The sequence below is a fragment of the Parapedobacter sp. SGR-10 genome (assembly GCF_011030405.1).
Classification (GTDB): Bacteria; Bacteroidota; Bacteroidia; order Sphingobacteriales; family Sphingobacteriaceae; genus Sphingobacterium.
In genome coordinates, this window is record NZ_JAAJTJ010000001.1 from 197,968 (window position 1) to 224,819 (window position 26,852).

Annotated in this window: 24 protein-coding genes; 22 read left to right on the forward strand and 2 right to left on the reverse strand. The window is 42.9% G+C overall.

Annotation, left to right across the window (positions count from 1 at the left end):
* Nucleotides 1-93 precede the first annotated feature (93 nt).
* From G5B00_RS00885 to G5B00_RS00895, 3 genes are all read left to right on the forward strand, one after another.
* Nucleotides 94-630, forward strand: a complete 537-nt coding sequence (locus G5B00_RS00885) for a plastocyanin/azurin family copper-binding protein (protein WP_163871359.1) — start codon at nt 94-96, stop codon at nt 628-630.
* A 150-nt stretch (nt 631-780) separates the two neighbouring features.
* Nucleotides 781-2,187, forward strand: coding sequence for a dihydrolipoyl dehydrogenase (lpdA, locus tag G5B00_RS00890; protein WP_163871360.1), 1,407 nt, complete (start codon nt 781-783; stop codon nt 2,185-2,187).
* 57 nt (nt 2,188-2,244) lie between these two features.
* Nucleotides 2,245-2,658, forward strand: a complete 414-nt coding sequence (locus G5B00_RS00895) for an acyl-CoA thioesterase (RefSeq protein WP_163871361.1) — start codon at nt 2,245-2,247, stop codon at nt 2,656-2,658.
* A gap of 89 nt (nt 2,659-2,747) precedes the next feature.
* Here the strand turns inward: G5B00_RS00895 and G5B00_RS00900 are convergent, their stop codons facing one another.
* Nucleotides 2,748-3,044: a DUF3817 domain-containing protein gene (locus tag G5B00_RS00900; RefSeq protein ID WP_163871362.1), complete on the reverse strand. Its 297-nt coding sequence runs from the start codon at nt 3,042-3,044 to the stop codon at nt 2,748-2,750.
* Nucleotides 3,045-3,310: 266 nt separating this feature from the next.
* Between G5B00_RS00900 and G5B00_RS00905 the strand changes: the two genes are divergently transcribed.
* The 19 genes from G5B00_RS00905 (at nt 3,311) to G5B00_RS00995 (ending at nt 25,674) form a co-directional block, all read left to right on the forward strand.
* A complete protein-coding gene (locus tag G5B00_RS00905; RefSeq protein ID WP_163871363.1) occupies nt 3,311-4,681 on the forward strand; it encodes a dipeptidase in 1,371 nt (456 codons plus the stop codon).
* Between the two features lie 149 nt (nt 4,682-4,830).
* The gene (locus G5B00_RS00910; protein WP_163871364.1) at nt 4,831-5,592 is read left to right on the forward strand and encodes a lysophospholipid acyltransferase family protein; all 762 of its coding nucleotides are present in this window, start codon (nt 4,831-4,833) and stop codon (nt 5,590-5,592) included.
* Between the two features lie 129 nt (nt 5,593-5,721).
* Nucleotides 5,722-5,943: a DUF2795 domain-containing protein gene (locus G5B00_RS00915; protein WP_002996718.1), complete on the forward strand. Its 222-nt coding sequence runs from the start codon at nt 5,722-5,724 to the stop codon at nt 5,941-5,943.
* Between the two features lie 104 nt (nt 5,944-6,047).
* Nucleotides 6,048-6,506 (forward strand): hypothetical protein, encoded by a 459-nt coding sequence (locus G5B00_RS00920; protein WP_163871365.1) that lies wholly within the window; start codon nt 6,048-6,050, stop codon nt 6,504-6,506.
* Nucleotides 6,507-6,650: 144 nt separating this feature from the next.
* Nucleotides 6,651-7,298 carry an RNA polymerase sigma factor gene (locus tag G5B00_RS00925; RefSeq protein ID WP_205966237.1) on the forward strand — a complete coding sequence of 216 codons (648 nt, stop codon included), beginning with the start codon at nt 6,651-6,653 and terminating at the stop codon, nt 7,296-7,298.
* Between the two features lie 60 nt (nt 7,299-7,358).
* Entirely contained in the window at nt 7,359-8,216 is an 858-nt protein-coding gene (locus tag G5B00_RS00930; protein WP_163871367.1) for an endonuclease/exonuclease/phosphatase family protein, read from the forward strand.
* Nucleotides 8,217-8,256: 40 nt separating this feature from the next.
* Nucleotides 8,257-9,783 carry a sulfatase family protein gene (locus G5B00_RS00935; protein ID WP_163871368.1) on the forward strand — a complete coding sequence of 509 codons (1,527 nt, stop codon included), beginning with the start codon at nt 8,257-8,259 and terminating at the stop codon, nt 9,781-9,783.
* Nucleotides 9,784-9,845: 62 nt separating this feature from the next.
* Entirely contained in the window at nt 9,846-10,967 is a 1,122-nt protein-coding gene (locus G5B00_RS18315) for a FecR family protein (RefSeq protein WP_163871369.1), read from the forward strand.
* Between the two features lie 107 nt (nt 10,968-11,074).
* A complete protein-coding gene (locus tag G5B00_RS00945; RefSeq protein WP_163871370.1) occupies nt 11,075-14,569 on the forward strand; it encodes a SusC/RagA family TonB-linked outer membrane protein in 3,495 nt (1,164 codons plus the stop codon).
* A gap of 11 nt (nt 14,570-14,580) precedes the next feature.
* Nucleotides 14,581-16,014, forward strand: coding sequence for a SusD/RagB family nutrient-binding outer membrane lipoprotein (locus tag G5B00_RS00950; RefSeq protein WP_163871371.1), 1,434 nt, complete (start codon nt 14,581-14,583; stop codon nt 16,012-16,014).
* Between the two features lie 33 nt (nt 16,015-16,047).
* Nucleotides 16,048-17,226, forward strand: coding sequence for a DUF5689 domain-containing protein (locus G5B00_RS00955; protein ID WP_163871372.1), 1,179 nt, complete (start codon nt 16,048-16,050; stop codon nt 17,224-17,226).
* Between the two features lie 86 nt (nt 17,227-17,312).
* Entirely contained in the window at nt 17,313-19,097 is a 1,785-nt protein-coding gene (locus G5B00_RS00960) for a phospholipase D-like domain-containing protein (RefSeq protein WP_163871373.1), read from the forward strand.
* An 85-nt stretch (nt 19,098-19,182) separates the two neighbouring features.
* A complete protein-coding gene (locus G5B00_RS00965; RefSeq protein ID WP_163871374.1) occupies nt 19,183-19,761 on the forward strand; it encodes a hypothetical protein in 579 nt (192 codons plus the stop codon).
* Between the two features lie 6 nt (nt 19,762-19,767).
* A complete protein-coding gene (locus tag G5B00_RS00970; protein ID WP_163871375.1) occupies nt 19,768-20,679 on the forward strand; it encodes an endonuclease/exonuclease/phosphatase family protein in 912 nt (303 codons plus the stop codon).
* 298 nt (nt 20,680-20,977) lie between these two features.
* Nucleotides 20,978-21,967 carry an anthranilate phosphoribosyltransferase gene (gene trpD, locus G5B00_RS00975; protein WP_163871376.1) on the forward strand — a complete coding sequence of 330 codons (990 nt, stop codon included), beginning with the start codon at nt 20,978-20,980 and terminating at the stop codon, nt 21,965-21,967.
* A 169-nt stretch (nt 21,968-22,136) separates the two neighbouring features.
* On the forward strand, nt 22,137-22,739 hold the full coding sequence (locus G5B00_RS00980) for a phosphoribosylanthranilate isomerase (RefSeq protein ID WP_163871377.1): 603 nt from the start codon (nt 22,137-22,139) through the stop codon (nt 22,737-22,739).
* Nucleotides 22,717-23,901 (forward strand): tryptophan synthase subunit beta, encoded by a 1,185-nt coding sequence (gene trpB / locus G5B00_RS00985; RefSeq protein WP_163871378.1) that lies wholly within the window; start codon nt 22,717-22,719, stop codon nt 23,899-23,901. The genes G5B00_RS00980 and trpB overlap by 23 nt, the downstream gene beginning before the upstream one ends.
* A gap of 64 nt (nt 23,902-23,965) precedes the next feature.
* A complete protein-coding gene (gene trpA / locus G5B00_RS00990) occupies nt 23,966-24,718 on the forward strand; it encodes a tryptophan synthase subunit alpha (RefSeq protein ID WP_163871379.1) in 753 nt (250 codons plus the stop codon).
* 215 nt (nt 24,719-24,933) lie between these two features.
* Nucleotides 24,934-25,674, forward strand: a complete 741-nt coding sequence (locus G5B00_RS00995; protein ID WP_163871380.1) for an SDR family NAD(P)-dependent oxidoreductase — start codon at nt 24,934-24,936, stop codon at nt 25,672-25,674.
* 49 nt (nt 25,675-25,723) lie between these two features.
* Here G5B00_RS00995 and G5B00_RS01000 read toward each other — a convergent pair whose 3' ends face one another.
* On the reverse strand, nt 25,724-26,608 hold the full coding sequence (locus G5B00_RS01000; protein WP_163871381.1) for an energy transducer TonB: 885 nt from the start codon (nt 26,606-26,608) through the stop codon (nt 25,724-25,726).
* Nucleotides 26,609-26,852: the final 244 nt, after the last annotated feature.

A 26,852-nucleotide genomic window follows, 5' to 3' on the forward strand; every position in this document is an offset into this window, starting at 1 on the left:
ATGACATGTTTCATATCGTATTATGATTTAGGTCATATGGCATTACCAAAATAATAATGTAACTTTATGGCCGTTAAACTAAAGATAAAAAACATGAAAAAATTATTTGTAATTCCTTTTTTAGCACTTGGATTGACATTCGTTGCCTGCAACAATTCTTCCACTTCCAATAACACGGATAGCCAAGCAACAACGGAAGAAACGACCGAAGAGGCTACAGCAACCGAAACTGTGCCAGGTATCGAAAATGTAACCCTATCCAACACGTGGACAGTAGAAGGCAATGACCAAATGAAGTTCAATACCGACCTCATCCGTGTCAAAGCAGGAGAGCCTGTAGAATTGACCCTTAAAAATGTCGGTGAGATGCCAAAAGAGTCCATGGGACATAACTTTGTTGTTCTCCAACCTAACGTAGACCTACCCACTTTCGGTGGCGAAGCTGCAGCTGCGGCCGACAATGAATATATTCCAAAATCATCTTTATCCTCCGTCGTAGCACACACGAAACTTTTAGGACCTGGTGAAGAAGATAAAATCACGTTCACGTTGGAAAAAGGTGTCTATCCTTTCATCTGTAGCTTTCCTGGTCACTACGGTGTGATGCAAGGAAAAATTGTTGCAGAATAATCAACAAAAAATATCACGACAAAGCCTTGGCAGGATATCAAAACCTACCAAGGCTTTTTGCTATTTTATCCTCTCTGTTTTTTACCACAATATTCTAGCATTCCTTACAGATAAGTCTTAACTTTGCAGCAAAGTTTTAAATCTGTACAAATGCAATACGATGTCATAGTAATAGGCAGTGGTCCGGGCGGTTATGTAGCCGCTATCCGTTGTGCCCAATTGGGGCTGAAGACCGCTGTAATCGAAAAATACAGCACCTTTGGGGGGACCTGTCTGAATGTAGGGTGTATACCTTCCAAAGCACTGTTGGATACCTCCGAGCATTACCACAATGCGGCTCACGCCTTTGCCGATCACGGTATATCGTTGAGTAATCTCAAAATCGACGTCCAAAAGATGATCGATCGCAAGAATGAAGTAATTGCCCAAAACACGGCCGGCATTACTTTTCTTTTCAAAAAGAACAAAGTCGACACCTATGAAGGCACAGGATCCTTTATCGACAAAAACACGATCAAGATTACCAAAAACGACGGCAAGACCGAAGAGATCAAAGGAAAGAATATTATCATCGCTACAGGTTCCAAACCTACTGCACTACCTTTCCTTCCTATTGACAAAAAACGAATCATCACCTCTACAGAAGCCTTAAATCTTACTGAAGTACCCAAGCACCTCATCGTTATCGGAGGAGGCGTCATCGGTCTCGAACTCGGATCGGTATATGCCCGTTTGGGAGCGAAAGTTTCTGTCGTTGAATTTGCAAAATCCATTATCAGCACGATGGATGGCGGTTTGGGCAAAGAATTGCAAAGGGTACTCAAAAAATCCCTGGGCATGGAGTTCTTCTTGGGCCATAAGGTGACAGGAGCTACCGCAAAAGGTAAAAAAGTAACCGTCACCGCAGAAGACAGCAAAGGTCAGCCCGTTACATTCGATGGAGATTACTGTATCGTATCTGTGGGGCGAATAGCCTATACAAAAGATCTTGGTCTGGAAAACATAGGTATCACACCTGAAGAGAGAGGCAATAAAATCCCCGTCAACGAACATTTGGAGACAGCTGTAGAGGGGGTTTATGCTATTGGTGACGTCGTCAAAGGTGCTATGTTGGCACACAAAGCCGAAGACGAAGGTATCTATGTAGCCGAACGTATTGCCGGCCAAAAACCACATATCGACTACAATCTGATCCCTGGTGTCGTATATACCTGGCCCGAAGTAGCCTCCGTGGGCCAAACGGAAGAGCAATTGAAAGAAGCCGGCAAAAAATACAAATCCGGTTCATTCTCTTTCAAGGCCTCCGGTCGTGCCAAAGCCTCCGGTGATACCGATGGCTTCATCAAAGTACTGGCCGATGCCGACACAGACGAAATACTGGGTGTACACATGATAGGCCCACGTGCTGCCGATATGATTGCCGAAGCCGTCGTCGCGATGGAATATCGCGCATCAGCCGAAGACATCGGACGCATATGCCATGCCCACCCTACCTATACGGAAGCATTCAAAGAAGCTGCACTGGCAGCCACCGCAAATAGAGCAATACACGCTTAAAGTAGAGACGCGATTTGATCGCGTCTCTTTTTTTAATAACCCAATCGTATTTTAATTATGAATTTTCACACCAGAAAATGGGTCAAACCCGAAGATCTCAACCCAAATGGTTCACTGTTTGGTGGCAGGCTATTGAGTTGGATAGACGAAGAAGCCGTTATCTACGCTATTGTACAATTGGGCAACCCCCATGTCGTGACTAAGTATATCTCTGAGATCAATTTTGTCAGCTCAGCCAAACAAGGGGATATCATCGAATTGGGCATCACAGCAACACACTTCGGAAGGACATCCATCACCCTAACGTGCGAAGTAAGAAACAAAATCACCCGAAAAACGATACTTTCGATTGACAGATTGGTCTTTGTCAATCTGGATACAGAAGGAAACCCTGTACCCCACGGCAAGACAGAAATCACATATGCTTATATGAGCATAGAAAATTTACCAGACGGACGGAGAAAGGATTAAAGATCTAGGCTATATGCCGTAGGCTGTTATATGCTTTAGATTATAGGTCCATAAGCGATTAGCCTAGAGTTTACAGCCTAAAGCCTACCCTACCGCCCGGAACCTAAAGCTATTTCACGCTTCACATCACGCTCGATCCAAAAAGATACAATCGGGATCAAAGACAGGACAAAATATGTGGCTACCCTGGAGAATTTCCAACCGTAACTTTGCCAACACATGACCAGAAAGATCACAAATAGAACGACTAAAAATCCGTGAATAGAACCTGCAATGCGTACAGCTTCGGGGATATCAGCAAAATACTTTAGCGGCATAGCTATAAAAAACAGGATAACAGTAGAAATAGCTTCCCAAAGGGCAATTTGTTGAAATATTCTTAACATATTATTTTCTATGGATTGATCTGCCGCAAAAATAGATCAATAATCCACAGCATACGGAATCCCTTTGGTTAATTGACTTTGGATTGACAAACAACCCAAACCTCTCGCTAGCGCACGAATCCTTTCGTGTGCCTATACTCTTCAAGCACACGAAGGGATTCGTGCGCTAACATAGGATGAATTCATAATTCGTAAATCAAAAATCGTAAATTATAAAAAAACCTTATAGGTTTACTACCTTTGTTATGTAAAAAAACAAATTTGACATGCAGAACATCAAAGATTACGTAGAAGCCCATAAAGACCGCTTCTTGAACGAACTATTCGAATTATTGCGTTTCCCTTCAGTAAGTGCAGATCCTCAATTCAAGGAAGGTGTACTAAGCACTGCTGAATATGTGGCCAATAAACTGAAAGAAGCCGGAGCCGAGAATGTAGAAATATGTCCGACTGCCGGTTATCCTATCGTCTACGGAGAAAAGATATTTGACCCCTCGTTGCCGACAGTACTCGTATATGGTCACTATGATGTACAACCTGCAGATCCTCTGGAACTTTGGAACACACCGCCATTTGAACCAACCGTGCGTGATGGCAAAATATACGCCCGTGGTGCAGCCGACGACAAAGGACAGTTTTACATGCACGTGAAAGCCTTTGAATATATGGTCAGAGAAAACCAATTGGCCTGCAATGTGAAATTCATGATTGAAGGCGAAGAAGAGGTCGGCTCTGCCAATCTGGGCATTTATGTCAAAGAGAATAAGGAACGTCTGAAAGCCGATGTCATCGTCATCTCGGATACTTCCATGATCAGCCTGGAAAACCCCTCTTTGGAAACAGGACTTCGTGGTCTGTCCTATGTAGAAGTCGAAGTCACGGGGCCAAACCGTGACCTGCATTCAGGTGTTTATGGAGGTGCAGTAGGTAATCCTGCAACGATATTGGCACAAATGATCGCCTCATTGCACGATGAAAACAATCACATCACTATCCCCGGATTTTATGACGATGTTGTCGAACTGACAGCCGAAGAAAGACAAGCACTAAACGAAGCCCCTTTTGACATCGAAGAATATAAGACAGATCTTGGTGTAGAGGAACTTTGGGGCGAAAAAGGCTATACTTCCATCGAACATACAGGCGTTCGCCCAACATTGGAAGTAAATGGTATCTGGGGCGGGTACATTGGTGAAGGAGCCAAGACCGTGTTGCCTTCCAAGGCATTTGCAAAGATCTCCATGCGTCTCGTGCCTAATCAAAATTCCGAAAGAATCACACAATTGTTCAAAAAGCATTTCGAGGGTATAGCTCCCAAATCCGTAAAGGTAGAGGTAAAACCGCATCATGGCGGAGAGCCAGTCGTCACTCCTACGGACAGTATTGCCTACAAGGCCGCTGAAAAAGCATTGGAAGAGACATTCAACAAAAAGCCTATCCCAACACGTGGAGGAGGCTCCATCCCAATCGTAGCACTTTTCGAAAAAGAACTGGGCATCAAAACTGTACTCTTGGGATTTGGCTTAGACAGCGACAACCTGCATTCGCCAAACGAGAAATACGGTATAGAGAATTATCTGAAAGGGATAGAAACTATCCCGCTTTTTCACAAGTACTATGCAGAATTAAGTAAATAGTGAAATAAAGTGGGAGGCTAAAAAGCGTTGTCATTCTGACGACACCGCTGGCGCGAGAGTCCTCTCTCGTGCCCGATCAATTAAGTAAGGGCACACGACAGGAGTCGTGCGCCAGCGTAAGTAAGGTAGGTTTTGGATAAAAAATTATTATGGCACACTTTTTCAGAAAAATACACACCATACTATATTTTGCATCCGTACTCTTTTATTTCATCCTAGCCTTTCCTCTTTTATACTTCTATACCCGAAATCCCCAAAAGTACTTCAGACAAATCGTTTTTTTCCGTAAGTGGATTAGCCTCTTTGCTACTACTACAGTGGGCATACGCTTCCAAGTACGTGAAGAAGTTCCTATCGATTGGTCCAAACCTTATGTTATCTGTCCCAATCACACCTCTATACTGGACATTACAGCTATCAATTATACCTGTCCACAGCAATTCTCTTTCATGGGAAAGGTAGAATTATTAAAGAACCCCGTCACACGGATATTTTTCAAAACCATTGATATTGCCGTCAACCGACAAAGCAAAATATCCGCATTCAAGGCTTTCAAACGAGCCGATATATTGATCAAAGAAGGAAAATCTGTCGTCATTTTTCCCGAAGGAAGGATCGACGACGAATATCCTCCTCAACTCCATGGGTTCAAATCAGGCCCTTTTCGCTTAGCCATCGAAAACCATGTGCAGATCCTTCCCATAGTCATCCATGATGCATGGCGAGTATTATGGGATGAAGGAAAGAAATATGGATCCCGCCCCGGTACCATCCATATCTCGATCCTCCCCCCTATCGACACCCGCGACATCAGTGCAGAAGCAAGAGAAAAATTACAGACAGACATGTACATCGCCATGCGCGAACATTGGAAAACCGGCAATCTTCACGAAAATGTAAAAAACATATAATTAAAACAACACAACACACTGACATAAAGACACTTAAACACATTCTTTCTAAAAGAAACACAAATCGCTTGTTTTAATTAAATTAAATGCTATTTTTGCGAAAAAGTAAAAACATAATTTGTTAAGACTATGTATTGGACTCTAGAATTAGCATCGCATTTGGAAGATGCACCATGGCCAGCTACTAAAGATGAGCTGATCGATTATGCAATTCGTTCTGGTGCTCCTGTGGAGGTCATCGAAAACCTCCAAGCTTTGGAAGATGATGGAGAGCCCTACGAAAACATTGAGGAAATCTGGCCAGACTATCCGACGAAAGATGATTTCTTTTTCAACGAAGATGAGTATTAAGAATTTATAAAAATCGCACTTCAAAATAAGTGCGATTTTTATTTTATGCCGTAAATTAATCCTTTGACCCGTTCCGAAGTCGGAATAGTAAATACATGCAAACAATGAGGCCATTACTATCATTTATCCTGCTGGGACTATTGACGACTTCACTATCCGCACAAAGCATAGCTTCCAAAGACCATGCTAAGGATATAGCGATGATCCAATCCTTCATTGCAGATCTTGCAGATGATAGCAAAGCCATTGACATCGTATTGAGCCAACACCTCATCATCCAGAATCCTTCGGACGAGCTGTACGATTATCTTGAGGTTAGCCTTCAGGAAGTACGCATCAATCTGATGACCAAACGTACCGACGAGATCACCTATACCCCCTATAGCAATATGCCTCGCAAGGAAATAAATGATATCGACCCTGAGAATCTGGACACCCAAAACATGTATTTCCTACACTACAGAAAACGACAAATGTTGGCTGTATATGTCGAAAACAACAAAATAGGCTCTTTTACCTTGGTCTCCAAAGGGGGTAGAAAAGCGCATTTTGTAAGGTATTAAACAAGTATCCATAAAAAATCTCTCACCCCCTCCTTATTGTAAATAAAGTAAAATTTATCTAAGTTTGTCTACGTTGCAGTGCTCCTCATGTTTGTATATTTAACCAAAACATGAAGCTAAGCTAATCAAAACTTAACATCAAACATGTCTTTTTGCAACGGAGGTGAAGATGTGTCTGATCTCTGTAATAAGAGGAGCAATCTTGTTTTAGGAGAAACAACAATGGTAAACGACCACGAAGAAGAAATATTGCTTTTCAGCGAAATGTCCAAAGGGTCTATGACTGCTTTCGACGAGCTATATGCAAGATATTCAGAAGCGGTCTACTATACAATTTACAAAAAAATCAAAAATAAAGACGAAGTAGATGATGTTTTTCAGGATTTTTTTGCTTCAATATGGCGAAAAAAAGAAAATATCTCCGTAAACACCTCCTTCAAAGCTTTTCTGTTTACCTCCCTCAGAAACCACATCCTAAATCATCTGCTACAGACCAACAATCGAGAAAAAAGAGCGCTGGACTACACAAAATCACTTTCGCATGAAGATACCGACTTGGCAAGAGAAACAGACATCATAGGTATATCCAAACTGGTAACATCGGAGATCAACCGTCTACCCGAAAAAATGCACCGGATCTGGAGACTCAGGAAAGAAGACGGGCTGTCCATATCCGAAATATCCTCTCAACTCAACATCTCCGAACAAACGGTCAAGAATCAACTCAGCACAGCCAATAGGCGATTACGCCTGTTTTTAGAAAAATTACATACTTTTTTATTTTTCCTATAGTACTTTCCTACACTCGTTTTGTCTCTTTGATTAAAAACAACATAAATCTAAAGAACTCAAATGAGACGATTACTATTTTTGCTTACCCTTTTTCTTATCGGTCAATCACAACTTTCTGCACAAACCGCTAAACTGAAAATCGCGAGTTACAACATCCAATATGACAATCCTCGGGATAGCGTAAATACTTGGAAAAAAAGACTTCCAGGTGTAGTTTATATATTCAATAAATATCAGTTTGACATCGTCGGAGGACAGGAACCTTACTTAGCACAGTTGAACGACCTCATGCCCCAAATCCCAGACTATGCCTATATAGGAATCAATATCAGGGGGACTACCAACATATTGAAAGGCCATTACACACCTATATTCTATAAAAAGGAAAAATTTGATGTACTGGACTGGGGAACATTCTGGTTCTCTGAAACACCCGATAAACCTGGACGAGGTTGGGATGCACATTCCAACAGGATATGTACATGGGTCAAATTCAAGGAAAAAAAGGAAGGAAAAGAATTCTTTTTCTTCAACATACATTTCGACCACAAAGGGGTCATTGCAAGACGTGAAAGTCCTAAATTGTTACTTTCCAAAATCAAGGAGATCGCCGATGGGTATCCCCTCTTCGTGACCGGTGATTTCAACACAAACCAACATCATGACAACTACAAAGTCCTAAATGAATCGGGACTGGTCAAAGACAGCTATCATCTGGCAAAAAGGATACGAAACAGAAATACCCCGACTTTCAATGGATATAGAGCCGAATTGAAAGGGACCAATCGCATAGATCACATCTATGTTTCCCTAAGCCCGGCCTTAGACATAAAAAGCTATCGCATTCTGACAGATTCCTACAAAGGAATGTATCCGTCAGACCATTTTCCGATTATGTTAGAGATAGGGCTTCCTTAATACAAAAACAGATTATTGTACTATTTAGATTTGATACCCCATGAAAATAATACTCGCCTTTTTTTTGCTTCTTATTTTATGCAATACAGCATATAGTCATGTTTCCAAGGAGCAAAAAAAGTCCAATCGTCCCAATATTGTCATCATCTATCTAGATGATCTCGGCTATGGAGATGTAAGTGCATATGGTGCTACAGCATTGAAGACACCCCATATAGACCTATTGGCAAAAAACGGTATTCGTTTTACCAACGGACGTTCGACATCTTCTACTTGTACCCCCAGTCGTTATGCCATGTTGACAGGGATGTACCCTTGGAGAAACAAAGAAGCTAAAATTTTGCCGGGCGATGCTCCTTTGCTTATCGACACACAGCAACAAACCCTACCCAAAATATTAAAACAGGCCGACTACCATACCGGAATCGTTGGCAAATGGCATTTGGGACTTGGTAAAGGAAAAATAGACTGGAATAAACACATACGTCCCGGACCCAATGAGGTCGGCTTTGACTATTCTTTTATTATGGCTGCGACACAAGACAGAGTCCCTACCGTCCTGATAGAAAACGGGAATGTAGTAGGACTAGAAGCCGACGATCCTATTGAAGTGGACTATACGAAAAATTTTGAAGGAGAACCTACCGGATTAAACAACCCTGAGCTCATGCGGATAAAGTACCACCATGGTCACAACAACAGCATTACGAATGGTATACCCCGTATAGGTTTTATGAAAGGAGGGACAAAAGCAAAATGGATAGATGAAGATCTAGCAGATGTATTTCTTAATAAAGCCCAAGAATATGTAAGGCAACATAAAAATAAGCCGTTTTTTCTTTATTATGCTATGCATCAGCCGCATGTGCCCCGTACTCCACACAAAAGATTTGAAGGCATGTCCGGTCTGGGGCCACGTGGAGATGTGATTTTAGAAGCAGATTGGTGTATCGGTGAATTTATGAAAACTTTGGAAGAAGAGGGGCTGATCGAAAACACTTTAATTATCTTTTCAAGCGATAATGGTCCAGTACTGAATGACGGTTATTATGACGACGCGGTAGAACGATTGGGAGACCATAAGCCTTGGGGACCATTCAGAGGCGGAAAAACCAGCCTTTACGAAGCAGGCACAAGAGTACCTTTCATCGTGCAATGGAAACAGACTATAAAACCGGGCGTGTCAGATGCCCTCATTTGTCAAATGGACTTAATGACATCCCTAGGAAAGATGCTAAATATAACACATGAACAGACCGATAGTCAGAATATACTGAATGCATTATTAGGAAAGAGCGAAAAAGGACGAAACGAACTTATTTTGGAATCATTGACCAAAACCGCCTTACTCCAAGGCGACTGGGTCATGATACCGCCCTATGATGGACCTGCTGTGACAAAAACAACAAATATTGAACGAGGCAATTCCCCGGAGTATCAACTCTATAATATCAAGAACGATATAGGACAGCAAAATAATCTGGCCAAAACTCATCCAGACATACTCAAAAAGATGATCGACAGACACCGTGCCCTAGTCGGAGATCCTAAAAATGTAAAAGAATAAATAAGTACGTCTAGTACTTTCGGCGAGCAACGTTGTCTCTTTAATATAAGCACAGAAAAGCAGTGAATCCTCAATTAGAAAAATTGATCGAAAAATACCTTCAAGGTAAATGTTCTGAAGAAGAAACCAGAATAGTAGAGCAATGGTATAACCGATTGAACGAAGACGATGGCCGTGCCGAGTACACCTGGAATAATAAAAACCAACAATTGAAAGCAGGATTATATCGAAAAATCAACTTGGATAATCACAAAATCAAACGGTTGTTTTTCTTCCGTGCAGCCGCTGCCGCAGTTATTTTATTGGTGGGAACAGCAGTTTTCTTTTATACCAACAAAACAAAACCAGACACTCGGCAAGAACTTTTGTCCTACGCCAAATCGCTTGATGCAGATATCAGCAATCTCAAAGAAACCCGTTTGATCTTGGATCACGACAAAACACTGGATTTGAAAGGTAATGCCAATATCCATTACGAAAGTGATGAGTTTTTTGTAAACACCGGTCAGGGAGATGAAAAGCAAAAAATAGAAACAGCAAAAGATGCTTACAGCACCTTGGCCGTCCCCTATGGGAGACGAGCCGAGGTACAGCTCGCAGACGGCACAAAAGTATGGTTAAACTCAGGTTCCCGTTTGGTATATCCAAACACTTTCAATGGGGATAGGCGAGAAGTTTTCTTACAGGGAGAGGCCTTCTTTGATGTTTCGCACAATGCGGCAAAACCCTTTCACGTCTATGCAAAAAATGTAGATGTCAAAGTATTAGGGACTTCCTTCAATGTAAGAGCTTACGAAGACGAGACAACGATGAGTACAGTCTTGGTAGAGGGTTCTGTAGCTTTGAGCGATATGAACCAACCGAAGATCATGACACAGCTAAAACCAACGCAAATGGCGGTACATGAAGCCGGTAGCTCATTTGTCCGATCCGTTGTAAAGACAGAGACCTACACCTCATGGAAGGAAGGCTATCTATATATGCAAAACCAATCCATCACATATGTCATCAAAACCTTAATAAGATATTATAATGTACCGATACAGCTCGACATCAATGATGGAGAGCGGTATTTCTCAGGACGTCTTGATCTGCAGACAGACCTCAGAGAAGTGATGGACGCCATCGCATTGACTACGGGTTATACAGCCGAGAAAACAGAAAGGGGGTGGATATTAAGATAGTGAGGCGATAGACCATTGAATGATAATAATGGAAGATGCGGCTAACATCTTCCATCGAGAATACAATTTATTAATTATCCGAAATAATTAAAAAAGTTACCTAAGTTATGCAAAAAACAAGCATCAACCAACACTTTCTGAAAAGAAATGGAGTAAGTTTTGCGCGCATTATCAAGGTTATGTCCCTGATATTTTTTATGACCATGGTCAGTGTCTACGGCAAAACCTACTCCCAAACCAAGCTCTCGTTCCAGATTAAAAATGGGAAAATTAAGGATGTATTTGAGTATATCCAAAACATGAGCGATTACAAAATCTTTTATGAAGAAGGCAAGATTGCGAAGCTTTCTTCTACTGTAAATGTGAATTTTGTACAAAAAAGTGTTCCAGAAATTCTAAGCGAAACCCTCAAAAACACAGCATTTGCCTACAAAATAAGTGGTAAGCAGATTTCGGTATTTCCAGTTTCGGAAACCTCTACCAAAAATGCACAACAAGGCCCCGGATTATTGACAGGAAAAGTCTTTGATGAAAAAAACGAAGTCTTGTCAGCAGCGGGCATCAAGGTCGTAGAGCTCAACCGCAACGTCGTCACCAACGAGCAGGGAATCTTTAACATCTCTCTTCCAGCCGGCACCTATACCCTGGAAGCCAGTTTTGTATCGTATGCTTCCCAGACACGTAGAGAGGTCAAAGTCATCGCAGGCAAATCTACTACTGTCGAGTTCAGATTACAGCCTGATGTGCAAGAGATCAACGAAGTAGTCGTCACTGCCTTAGGGATAGAAAGAGAAGAAAAATCGTTGGGATATGCCGTACAGAAAATAGATGGCATAGAGGTTTCTCAATCGCCCACAAGCAACTGGATCAATGCGCTCTCCGGCAAAGTAGCCGGCTTAAACCTCAATAAAATCGGAGGTCCGGTGGGGACCAGCGACGTGGTACTAAGAGGAGACAATGTCCTCGCTCTGGGTGGCAGTGGAGCTTTGATCGTCGTAGATGGTATTCCGATAAGTTCGTCGCAGACCGGGACAGGAGACGGACCAATCATAGATTCAGATAATCCGGTCGATTTTGGAAGCTCTTTGAGCGACTTAAATCCAGAAGATATAGAAAATATTTCCGTGCTGAAAGGACCTGGAGCTGCCGCCTTATACGGATCGAGAGCATCCAATGGAGCCATTATCATCACCACAAAATCAGGCAAAAAAACACCGGGATTAGGTATCTACGTCAACACGCACCTGACACGTTCCTACGTCAACAATTACCCAGACTATCAATGGGAATACGGTCAAGGATCGATTGGCGTAGATTGGTATTCCTACGGCAACAGTGTGGATGGCAACAGCACGAGAGGAACACCTGCAGCCTGGGGAGCTCGTTTTTTAGGACAGCCCTATTTCCAATACCATTCCCCTTACGATACCGAAACCTATTCGGATCCCGTCACTGCGCCTAGAACGGAACGTATGCCTTGGGTTCCGCAAAAAAATGCTTATAGTGGCTTTTTTCAACCGGCTACCTCTTCTAATACGTCTGTAGCGGTCGCTGGAGAAGGTTTCAGGGCATCCGCCACTTACTATAAGAATGAGTGGATCATACCCAATACCGGATTCGAACGGATCACACTGGGCTTGGCAGGCAATAGAAAAATATCTTCTCGTATCACACTCAACGGAAAAGCCAATTATAACAGAAAATTCACGGATAATCTGCCAAGTCAAGGGTACAACAACCAGACGATCATGTACTTCATGATCTGGCAGACACCCAATATTAATATGGATTGGTACAAGCAGAGGTGGGTTCCCGGACAGGAAGGCATAAAAGAATTTTCTCCGTTTTGGGGTGCTTTGGACAATCCTTATGTGGTGGCGTACGATATGACCAACGCCAGCGACCGGCATAACGTGATCGGAAACATACAGGCAACTGCCAAAATAAGTGACAACCTGGATTTTAGTTTACGCTCCGGCACAGATATGAGCTATGAATATCGCCAACAGCAACGCCCGCACAGTACCTATCGCTGGAAAGAAGGTATGTACCGTCAGCAAAATGTATTCAGACTAGAAGCAAACACCGATTTCCTATTAAAATACAAAGGAGCGATCCCCGGATTAAAATATACGGCAAGCATAGGGGGAAACCAACGCTTCAACGATTATAAATTCGACAATCTCATGGCAGACAAATTGACACTGCCCAATGTGTACAATATCGCCAATAGCAAAGATCCGGTCATAAGCAGGAGTGATAAACACCGTTTTATGGTCAACAGCCTGTACGGTATTGTCAATCTTGATTTCAGAGGCAAATATTTTGTGGAGCTGACAGGACGTAATGATTGGTCATCAACCTTACCATCACACAATTCTTCTTTCTTCTACCCAAGCATCAATACCAGCATACTGCTTAACGAAGTGTTTGCCATGCCACGATGGATTTCTTTGGCCAAAGTCAGAGGTTCGTTTGCCTCTACAGGTGTTGATTCCAAAGATCCGTATGCCTTCCTGATGAATTATTATAGAACTGATTTTACAGGCTCATTAAACACACCGGGCGTATTGCCAAATGCCGATTTAAAACCCCAGTTTACGGATGCTTACGAAACAGGTTTTGATTTGCGGCTATTTAAAGGACGTTTAGGATTGGATGTCGCCTTGTACAAAGGAAGTACCCGAAATCAGATCATCAACTTACCTGTAGATCAATCCAGTGGTTTCAATACGGCTATGACCAATGTCGGAAAGGTTGAAAACAAGGGAATAGAGGTGCAGTTCAAAGCTACACCAATCCAAAAAAACAATGGATTAAAATGGGATGTCAATATCAACTGGGCAGCCAACAGAAATAAGGTCGTAGATGTATCTTCTGCATTGGGAGCAGAAAAAAGATTGACCTTGTACGGAGCCTGGTCCAACACATACTTAGTAGCCGAAGAAGGAAAGCCATTGGGTCAACTCTACGGAATAGCATTCAAAAGGTCCCCGGATGGACAACAAATCTTCAATAACGGCTTGCCGGTCTATACAGATACGGTCCAAAATTTCGGAAATACCAATCCAGATTTTACGGCAAGTATGAAAAATAGTTTCAGTTGGAGAGGCGTGACGGCCAGCTTTATGTTGGATGCAAAAGTCGGTGGCAACATGATGTCACATTCACATGCCCAGTTGTCTTCTTCCGGAAAGCTAAAGAATACATTGCCCGGTAGAGAAACAGGGATCATCGGTCAAGGAGTGGTAGAAAATCCGGATGGAACCTATTCACCAAACACGGTGAGAGTACCCGCAGCCCTCTACTACAATCAATATTATCATTCTGCCGTATTGGAACCCCACGTATTCTCAGCGACTTATATGAAATTGAGAGAGGTAAGCATCGGTTACAAGCTACCAAAAAAATTCATCAAATGGCATGCAATCAAAAGTGCGAACATCACACTGACAGGCAGGGATCTTTTGGTATTCACCCGCTTCCCGTTGTTTGACCCCGAAACAGCAACCTTGAACAGTGCACAGGTATTGCCGGGGATAGAAATAGGGCAATTCCCCTCCACACGATCTTTTGGTGCAAGTTTAAATCTAGAATTCTAAAAGGGATGATTATGGAACGAACTAAAATTATCATTTATTTGTTGGCGGCCGTCGGTATTTTATCGGCTTGCACAACCAACTTGGATGATCTGAAGGTAAATCCCGAAGGGATAAATAACCCCGCTGCATCATCTTTTTTGAACAACTCACTGTATCAGGCAGTAAAACACATCCAGTATCAAGGGCATTCTATCAATACACAGCTGGCCCAGGCTACGGTAATGAGACAGCAACAGGGCAACAATCAGATACACCGTTATCAGATGAGTTCCAGTACATTCAATACCATGTGGGGCACCCCTTACAGACAGCTACTCAATTTTAAAGTCATGCGCAAATTGGCAGAAGAAAGTGGTGATGCCAACTATACAGCCATTGCATTGACACTGGAGTCCTGGTTGATATCCAACATTACCGATATCTACGGTGATGTACCCTATACGGATGCTTCCAAGGGAATCGAAGGAAACACAACACCAAAATTTGATACCCAAAAGCAGATATACGATTCCATCTTCGTGAACCTCGAAAGGGCGAATAGTCTGTACGATCTTTCAAAGCCATTATCCGGTGAAGATCTGCTATACAATGCCAACGTTGCGGCCAACATCACCAAGTGGCAGCGCTTTACGAATGCTTTGGCATTACGATTACTGATGCGGGTCGAGTCCAAAGGTCCGGAATACAGGGACAAACTGATCGAACTCTTGGCCAATCCTACAAAATATCCGTTGATGCGCGATAACGACGATGGCGCAACCTTCGTCTACACAAATGTAACCCCCTTCTTAGGCCCCTATTACGATGTCAGGGATATGGCGTTCAATGGAGCTATCGATTTTTCAAGTTCCTTTATAGCAAAACTGGCCTCTACCAATGACCCTAGATTATCAAAATGGGCTACAACTGTAGGTGGAGGTTATGTGGGTGTTCCTACAGGCTACCCCTCAGCAGATCCCGGCTACCGTACAGGCACGTATTCCACCTATCAGATGAACTTGAAGCAATCCAAGTACTTTGGCGATATTATGCAGTTTTCCGAGCAGCAGTTCCTATTGGCCGAAGCCGTACTGAAAGGATATATGGTAGGTAATGCAAAAACATATTACGACAGTGGTGTCAATGCTTCTTTGGCCTATTGGGGAATCACCGACAATACAACCTTTCTCAACCATACCGATGTGGCCTACAATGGCACGTTGGAACGTATTATGGGACAGAAATATATAGCCCTTTTTGAGAATGGATTTCAGCAGTGGCATGAGATCAGAAGAACAGGTTATCCGACACTCGTCGTAGGCCCCGATATGATGAACGAAGGGAAACACCCCGCCCGTCTGCAATATCCTGTCAGCGCACAACTGTACAACAGGGCCAATTACGATGAAGTCGTAAACCGTATAGGTGGGGATAATCTTAACATAAAAGTCTGGTGGATGGAATAATCGCAGTACAAATCCAAATCAAAAAAACAGAACATGAAAAAGATAAAAATAAAACTCTATACGATCCTAGCTGGATTAATGGTTCTTTGGAGCTGTACAAAGGATGTCTATCATGCAGATCCGCTTCCGCTAAAGTACATCAAAGCCCTGTACAAAGGAGAAGACATGGTATTGCCCGAGAGCCGGATCAATGGTATAGTCATCACGGACCTAGACAACGGGAACCATATACCCGGATACATTGTGGTGCAGAGTGGCGATCATGGTATGGCGCTAGAGCTCAATAATGCCAATGATTTCAAATTAGGCGATTCAATAGTAGCCAATGTTACCGGAAAACTGCTGACCAGATATAACGGTTTACTACAGGTAAGAGGTATAGAACCTGACAAAGTACGAAAAGTAACCAGTGGAAAAACGGTACAACCTCGAGCTGTAGGTGTAGCAACCTTGTACAATAACCGGGATAAATATGAAAACACCTTGGTACAGGTCTTGGGAGATATCACACCTGCCCCCGCAGCGGACGAAACGTTTGCAGGAGATAAACAACTGGAAGAATTAGGGTTTAAGGTCTCCTTGTTTACAGCTGCACAGGCATCCTTTGCCAATGAACGCCTACCGGGCAACGCTTCCTTTCAAGGCGTCATCCTAGGAAAGGAAAATAATGGGGTAGAAATAAGAATGCGCAACATAGCCGATATGGAAAATGCCAGTGGAAGAGTATATCCCGGATTTCCAGAGAGTTTTGAGTCGTCCCACGATTATCAGAATGCCGCATTTTTCATGGAATTACCGACAGGCACATGGAAGTTCAATATAGCAGGACTAAGAAACCAAGTCACTGACAGGGTATCAAGTGGAACCCACGCCATTCGGTTCAACTTGAACAATGCCAATCCTGCCTATGCTCAGATGGAGTTTGATGTGCCCGATGGAGCGTCCAAGGTGACTGTCTATTATGCACGTTGGGGCGGTGATCCCGGATCTACCTGGCGACTGGAGTATTCCATTGATCAGGGAGCAACATGGAAACAGATGGGCGAGCATGTGACAGATGCCGGTTCAGAAATAAAATTAAAAACCTTTATGATGGATATCAACGTACCCGTACGTTTCCGTATCCATAAATTAGGATTAGGCACCAGTACAACGACAATCAGTAACGGACGCTTGAATATTGATGACTTTGCCGTGTATCAACCCTATTAAGAAGTGATAGCTTACAAATGACATAGAGAATCCAATATCTGTGACGTATGTGAGAAATTAAGAAATAGAAAACAAATGTTAAAAAGATGAAAAAGTATATATTTTTCATACTCTTGTTGCTTGGGGCGATAAGCAGTATCATTTCATCGTGTGAAAAAATCCATCATCGGATAGATGAAAATATCCATTATGAGGATTCGGAGGGAAATATTAACGATACGACATTGGTACCAATTACCATCAACTTGCCCGAAGTGAGTTTCACACAAAAAGAGTTTTACAGTGCCAACCTCGAATCAGAAGCTATTTTAAACAGCATCATAGCATTGATAGATGCCGCCGAACCAGAGTCTTCTATCTACATGTGTATCAACCAAATCAACCATGAAGGAATTTTGGAGGCTTTCAAAAGAGCAGACAACAGAGGTGTGAATCTTAACCTGTTGATAGATATGAGTCGAGTAGAACCCCAAAGGGTAAACCCTGCTGCATTTAATTTTCTTCGAGGAGCCGATATGAAAAACACGCAGATCTGGGAGACATACAACGACATAGCGGATGCTGCCATCAATGAAAACAGGTTTATCCTTTTCAGTAAAATAGAAACTACGGAAGGCAGTAAGGAGCATATTGTGTTTCAAGCTTCGAGCAGTTTTACAGTGGCCGATTCCAGAGGAGCCCAGGATGCCATAACCTTATCGGACGAGGAACTATACCATGCCTATTTAAAATACTGGAATGAAATGAAAGATCGGGCTATCTCTGGAATGACAGGCTACAACTATTTTTTCGAGATACTGAATGCAGGCAATACCGAAGCCCACTTTATGCCCTACCGTAACAACGGGGCTGTCATTAGTGGAGACGTTAGTCTCGATTTCCTCAACAGGATCAGTGACCCGGCTACTGCAGAGGTCAGAATAGCCATGGCATTTTGGGATGACAACCGGATCGCCATATTGGACAAACTGATAGAACTGGTAGAACAAGGAGCAAAAGTAGAGATCGTGCTGAAAAGTAATGTTGCAGCGACATTGTCAAGGTTCGAAGTATTTGAGTCAAAAGGAGGCTTTGTCCGGATATTGAATGTGAATGATAACGAAAGACCGCTGACCAACTTTGGTAGCCGTTTTATGCTGATTAATGGGACGTACGATGGAGTTGTCGGCACAAAAGTAACGGTTACCGGGACACTGTCCTTTACTGCAAATTCTCTACGGAATAGCAATACAGCCGTTATACTCCTTAAAGATGACGAAGTGTACAACAGGTACGAAACATTTTTTAACGATCTGCGATCTCTACCCGAATATCGTGCAAGCGGCCCTATATATGCCGGATTCCCGGAAACTTTCGAGCATGTACCAGGCCTTACAGGTACGGGAGGAACCGCCGATGTAGGCGTGTATATAGCAGGTTTTGATACGCCGATCTATCTTTCTACGGGAGTTTGGACATTTGACAACAGTGGATTTAGGAATCAAGTTACGGACAAAATAGTCAGTCCCTCACATGCTTGGCGAAGTGCACGGCCGGCTACCGGTCCTTCTACCTACTTGGCCATGGCCTTTGACGTGCCAAACGGTGCTTCCAAGGTGAGTTTTTATTATGGAACCTGGGGTAATCAATCGGGAGCCAATTTGGGAGCACCATGTACTTTCGCTTTGGAATACTCTACGAATCAAGGCAGTACGTGGACACAGATTGGCAACGTGATCACCGAAGCGGCATGGACGGCCAAACAAGTCTCCTTTGATGTAGATATCGAAGGCCCGGTCAGATTTAGGATTCACAGGTTTGGAAGTCCTACCAACGGAGCTGACAACGGGAGTCTGAATATTGATGATTTTGCGATTTATCAAAAGAAATAATACGATCATCATTGAGGGTGTCTAAAGGCACCCTTTCTCGTCGTTTCGAGAAGGTACGACGATAAAAAATTAAAAAAATCAGAATATGAAAAAAACACACTATAACATACTGACATTAATTTTTGTACTAACAGCCTTTGCCTTCAACACAAAAGCACAGGACAAACTCTACCCCAATTATCCGGAAAGTTTCGAGACAGGCAATAAGCAACGATATGCCATAGACGATGTCTCATTGCCCACCGGCAGATGGAGGCTGGACAATGCCGTCATCCAGAACCAGAGATACGAAACACCGGTATCAGGAGAATACGCAGTACGTATGAATCAGAACAATACCAAGTCTGCATATTTACAAATGATGTTTGATCTCCCCAACGGAGCGACCAAAGTAGAATTTTGGTATAAGCAATTTACGTTGGACAAACCTTGTATGTTCCAGCTGGAATATTCCACAAACAAAGGCAAGAAATGGCAGGCTATAGGCGATCTGATCGTAGCAACAAATAAAGAAAAATATACTAAAGCAGAATTTAAAGTGGATATAGAAGGCCGCGTAAGGTTTAGGATAAATAAGATTGGCTTGGGTGACGGTTCTAAAAACCAAGAAATATCCAATGGCCGCCTGAATATAGACGATTTTGCCGTGTACTATAAGGAATAGAAGAAGATGAAGCATCAAAAAAAACTTATAAAGCAAAGCTTATATGCTTTGCTCGCTATAATCAGTCTCTGGTCTTGTCAAAAAAACAATAACGATTCGGCTACAGACAAATGGCTTTCACCACTCAAAATTGCCAGTTATAATATACAATACGACAATAAAACCAATTCTCCAGACAGCGAGTGGTCCAATAGAAAGGATATCCTCAAAGAACTACTAAGAAAATACGATTTCGATATTATCGGTGCACAGGAACCTTACCTACGACAGCTGAATGATATCAAGGAGTTATTGCCCGAATACGATTATATAGGGATCAGTATAGAAGGAGAAACCACAGGATTGAACAAGCATTATACCCCTATCCTATACAAAAAAGAAAAGTTTGAAGTATTGGATTGGGGTACTTTTTGGTTTTCGTCGACAAGCTCAGCTCCGGGCAGTATAGGTTGGGATGCCCAATCACCCAGAATATGTACCAGAGCCCAATTCAAGGACAAAACAACGGGCAAAATCTTCAATTTTTTCAATGTACATTTGGATCACATAGGCACAAAAGCAAGAGAGATGAGTGTACAAATGTTGCTTTCACTAATTCCAGCAGCATCTTCCAAATATCCCAGTATTTTGACAGGAGATTTCAACTTCAATCAAAACAGCGTAAATTACAACAAAATAATCAATTCGGGCATGTTGAAAGATAGCTACAGTATGACCTCGGAAAAAACCAATGCCAATTATGGCACTCACAATGGTTATAACCTGGGCCAAAATGCAGGCACACGCATAGATCATATATTCCTTTCCACAGGTTTGTCCGTAAAGGTAAAGAGTCATCACATTATTACAGATGACTTTAATGGAAAATACCCATCAGACCATTATCCGGTAATGATAGAATTGCAGTTGGAAAAGTAAGAACATTGGCATTTTTTTGACATTTCTTCAAAAAACCTCTTGACTTTCTAAAAAACTTGTAGCATATTTGCTTTCGTTAATGTAAGAATGAAACAATTTGTATCAAATAACGCATGGTGGTGGCACAACGATTAATGTTGCGGCAATGACCTATTGTAAAAAATTGATACATACAAAATATAACAGGCTTGCCACATAGGTAAGCCTTTTTTGTTTGTGATTTTGTAGTAGGGGCAAAAACCGAGCGAAGCGAGCTCACCGAAGGTAATTTTTTTACCCTTACGTTAAACATAAAAAAATGAAAGATATATTAAGACATTTATTCGAATACAAATCTTTCTCCAGGGCAGAGGCCTACGAGATTTTGACCAACATTGCGACCGGAAAATACGAGTCTCATCAGATTGCAGCCTTCATGACGACCTATGGTATGCGCAGTATACGGGTAGAAGAATTGGGCGGATTTCGTGATGCCATGTACGACCTATGTCTGAAGATGGATTTTGACGGATACAATCTGATCGACATGTGTGGTACCGGAGGAGACGGAAAAAACACCTTCAACATCTCCACATTGGCCTCTCTGGTAGTTGCCGGAGCAGGTTATCACGTGGCTAAGCATGGTAATATCGGCGTATCATCGGGTTGTGGATCATCCAATGTGATGGAAGCCCTGGGATACAAGTTTACAAATGACAAGGATACCCTACAAAAGCAATTGGATGAAGCGCATATCTGCTTTCTGCACGCTCCCCTCTTCCATCCGGCTATGAAAACCGTCGCACCGATACGTCGCGCATTGGGTGTCAAGACATTTTTCAATATGTTAGGTCCACTGACCAATCCGGCTAATCCAAGATTTCAATCCGTAGGGGTTTTTAGTTTGGAACTAGCTCGATTGTATGGCTATTTATACCAAAATTCGGACAAGCAATACAGCATTATCCATGCTTTGGACGGTTACGACGAGATATCGCTTACAGGTGATTTCAAACTGATAAGCAATAGTGGAGAAAGCTATTATTCGGTAGACGAGCTGGGGTTTGCTCCCGTACAGGCGGAAGATTTGGCAGGCGGAGACACTGTAGAAGAAGCCTCGGGCATATTCCGAACCATCATCGAAGGAAAGGGAACCAACGTGCAAAATAATGTCGTACTGACCAACGCAGCCTTTGCCATCAAAACATTTCATCCGGAGAAAAGCTTTGGAGACTGCTATTACGAGGCCGAAAGTTCGTTATTGGGAATGAAAGCATTAGATAGTTTGAAGAAATTGACTGACCAGTGATCAGTGGACAGTTGACAGAGGACAGAGGACAGTTACTGATCACTAACCACTAAAAAAACTTGTATAATCTTTTAAATCTGTGTAATCATTTAAATCCGTGAAATCATCTAAAAAATCTGTGTAATCATCTAAATCCGTGAAATCATCTAAAAAAATAAAAGTCTGCGGCATGAAGTACCCCGAGAATATCGAGGCGGTTGCGGCACTGCCTGTAGATTACATGGGATTCATCTTTTACCCGAAGTCGTCTCGTTACGTGGAACAACCTGTGCCCTTGTCTCCATCCGTACAAAACGTAGGGGTATTCGTCAATGAACAAACAGAAACCATCTTACAGAAAGTTAAAGAATTTGGTTTTGATACTGTACAATTGCATGGCAATGAGCCTGCCAATACCTGCCAATACCTGCGGGACAGCGGACTATATGTCTTCAAAGCATTTGGGATTGACGATGAATTTGATTGGACTACATTGGAAGAATATCTGGACAGAACAGATGTACTTTTATTCGACACCAAAAGTCCCCAACATGGCGGTACAGGACAGGCTTTCAATTGGGAAAAACTGAAAGAATACCCTTACGACAAGTCTTATTTTCTGAGTGGAGGATTATCTTTGGAAAATATCGGGCAAGCCTCCCGGTTTGAAGACGAAAGAATGATCGGTCTGGATCTGAATTCAAAATTTGAAATCGAACCCGGACTAAAAGATATAAATTTATTGACACAAGCATTGAAAATCATTAAAAATGAGCAAATATCAGGTAAATGACAAAGGTTATTACGGTCCATTCGGAGGTGCTTATATCCCCGAAATGCTGTATCCGAATGTTGAAGAATTACAGGCACAATACCTCAAAATCATGGAAGACTCCTCTTTCAAGGAGGAATTCGAACAATTGCTTAAAGACTATGTAGGTCGACCTTCACCTTTGTATCCTGCCAAACGGCTTTCGGAACGTTATGGCGCCAACATTTTCCTCAAACGTGAAGACCTTAATCACACCGGTGCGCACAAAATCAACAATACCATCGGGCAGATCCTACTGGCCGAGCGCTTGGGCAAAAAACGTATTATCGCCGAAACCGGTGCCGGACAGCATGGGGTAGCCACAGCTACAGTATGTGCCCTAAAAGGACTGGAATGTGTCGTCTACATGGGCGAGATCGACATCCAACGCCAGGCACCTAATGTAGCCCGTATGAAAATGATGGGAGCCACAGTAGTCGCCGCACAGTCGGGTAGCAAAACCTTGAAAGACGCAACCAACGAAGCCTTACGGGACTGGATCAACAATCCCGTGGACACCCACTACATCATCGGTTCTGTCGTAGGCCCTCACCCCTATCCCGATATGGTAGCTCGTTTTCAATCCATCATCTCGGCCGAGACCAAAAAACAACTGTTGGAAAAAACCGGGCGGGAGACACCGGACATTGTCATGGCCTGCGTAGGAGGAGGTTCCAATGCGGCCGGCATGTTCTACCACTTCCTGGATGATGAGGACGTCAAGATCATTGCGGTAGAAGCCGCGGGCCATGGCGTCAACAGTGGCGAATCTGCCGCTACCACTGCACTCGGTCAGGAAGGTGTACTACATGGCAGCCGTTCCATTCTCATGCAGACCGAAGACGGCCAAGTCATCGAACCCTACTCTATCTCAGCAGGACTGGACTATCCCGGTATTGGCCCGCAACACGCCTGGCTGTTCAAATCGGGACGGGGAGAATACGTCAGTGCTACCGACGACGAAGCCATGCAAGCAGGGCTATTGTTGACTCAATTAGAAGGTATCATCCCTGCTATCGAGAGTTCGCATGCATTGGCCCATTTGGAAAAGATGTCTTTCAAAGGAGATGAAACTGTCGTCATCTGTCTTTCGGGTCGGGGCGACAAGGATTTGGACAATTATATGAAGTATTTTAATTTGTAAAAAGTGATCAAGTTATCAGGTTAACAAGATAACTCGATAACAGGTTCACTCAATAACAACTACGATGCAACTCAACAAACACACAAACGGACTGTTGTCCATATATTTTACAGCCGGCTATCCGACATTGGACAGTACGGTGACTATTGCCAAGGCATTGGAAGATGCCGGGGTTGATTTCCTGGAAATAGGCTTCCCCTATTCGGATCCGGTAGCCGATGGACCAACTATTCAGCATGCTTCAGAAGAGGCACTGAAAAACGGCATGACGCTAAAGGTGCTTTTCGAACAATTGAAAGATCTTCGCAAACACGTTACCATCCCTGTATTTTTGATGGGCTATGTCAACCCTGTACTTCAATTTGGTGTAGAAAATTTTTGCAAGGCCTGTAAAGAAGTAGGAGTCAACGGAACTATTATCCCGGATTTGCCTATGTACGAGTACGAGGAGCTTTACAAGGGTACCTTTGAAGAAAACGGGATCAGCAATATCTTCTTGGTCACGCCACAGACCTCGGAAGAGCGTATCCGTAAGATAGACGCCCTGTCCACAAGCTTTATTTATCTATTGTCATCCAACGCGATTACAGGAAAAAATCTCGAAGTAAAAGATCAATCGGAAGCCTATTTCAAGCGGATCAAGGATATGGATCTGCAAAACCCATTTATTATCGGGTTCGGTATCCACGACAAGAATACATTCTCCAAAGCCACGACCTACGCCAACGGTGCTATCGTCGGCACTGCTTTTGTCAAATTACTGGCCGAAGAAAACTATTTGGAAAAAATCCCGGAATTTATCGGAAGTTTTAAATAGCCTTATAACCTTTTCCAAAGTTCAGAACTTTGGAAAAGGTCAATACCTTCTTCCTTTTATCCCCTTATTGTCATTTACATTCCCTAATGTAAAGCCAAAATCATATTACTTTTTTTTGAACCTTAGGTCACTTTTTTCGTTCCGAAAAAGGCTTAACTTGTCGTGCATCGAACAGGAAAATAATTTTATTTGTTCACTTCATAAAATATAAAGCCATGAAACAATTAGAAAACAAAGTAGCTATTGTTACAGGAGGAGCGTCAGGCATCGGTAAAGCTATCGTAACACTTTTTGTAAAAGAAGGTGCCAAGGTAGTCGTTGCAGATTTAAACGAAGAACTAGGAAAAAAAGTAGTTGACGAATTAGGTGAGGACGCAATATTTGTCAAAGCAGATTCATCTTTACCCGAAGACAACAAAAAATTGGTGGACACAGCTGTAGAAAATTTTGGAGCATTGCACATCGCTGTCAATAATGCAGGAATCGGAGGTCCATCAGCCTCAATAGGTGAATATCCCATAGATGGCTGGAAAAAAGTCATCGATATCAATCTAAACGGTGTCTTCTACGGTATGCTTTACCAATTACCCGAAATCGAAAAAGTTGGCGGAAGCATCGTCAACATGGCTTCTATCTTGGGTCAGGTAGGTTTTGCACAGGCATCGGCCTATGTTGCAGCCAAACACGGTGTCGTAGGATTGACAAAAACAGCAGGTTGGGAATACGGCACGAAAGGCGTACGCGTCAATGCCATAGGTCCCGGTTTTATTGCCACACCATTGGTAGACAATGCCCTTGACAAAGACACGTTGAAGTATTTAGAAAGTCAACATGCCATGCAGAGATTAGGCAAGCCTGAAGAAGTTGCTGAACTGGCACTTTGGTTAGCTTCAGACAGATCGTCCTTCGTGACAGGAGCTTACTACCCTGTTGACGGTGGGTACCTGGCAAAGTAGTCTTTTTATCCCTTTTCCAAAGTTTTGAACTTTGGAAAAGGGATTTCTTTTAGTTGCTATTCACCTGCAACCGGATAGGCAGGGTAAAAGCTACCCGTACAGGACGACCATTTTGAACACCCGGATTCCATTTCCGGGCCTTCTTAAGTAAATTTATTGCCGCCGTTCCCGTTCCATAGCCCATGTCCTTGCCCACTTCAAACGAGGAAAGGCTACCGTCTTCTTCTACGACAAACGAAACCTGTATCACACCTTTGGCTCCGGCATCAATCGCTCCTTGCGGGAAATTGTAATTGTCCGCCACCCATTGTACAAAAGCCTTCATTCCTCCAATGGGTTCAGGCATGATTTCCACCGTCGTAAAAGGTTCTCCAACGCCATCTGCCGATCCTATCAAACTACCGTTTCTCATCCCACGCTCACCTCCTTCTTTCTTTGTCTTCCCAAATGTACCCTTGGGGATGAGCTCTCCACCTTTTACACCATCCATGGTAATATTGCCCGGCAACTTTTTCTTGTCTAGCACATCTTCCGTAGCGACAATATCTTCATTAACCAGGGACTTGTCGGTAGGATTGAGTTCTGTAAATTTAATCACATCCTGCGCCGGAACATCCTGCGCCACCTGCTGTGGCTGTTCCGCAGCCTCTGGCTTCGATGGCTCCAAAGGCGGTTCTATTTCAAGGATCTCCTCCGGTTCGATCTCCACAGCTATAACCTGTTCCTGTGGCGACATTATCACCGGAAAATTGCTTTTTTGATGGGCATAGACAGCACCGCACACGATCAATACAGCTCCACTCACGATACCAAGTGCCCAATTGGTGGCGCGAGGAGCCAAACGGCGCAATTCATAGGCACCATAAGCCTTGTTGCGGTCCGCAAAGATGATGTCCAACCATTCTTTTGCGTAGATATTTGAATTTGAAAACATAACAGTATATTTTTTAGGGTTATCGTATGTTGTTTTATTTCATGATGATAGCAACATACATTTTCCATAAAAAAATACTGAATGAGACTCCCGACGTTTTATAGGATAGTATCCAAAAAAGTAAACATCACCGTCATTTCGACGACGCTAGGAGGAGAACCGAGTGAAACGAGCTCATCGAAGATAACCGAACGGAGTGAGCTCTACGAAGTAAAATCTAGGGCTAAGCAATTTTTCAACTTGT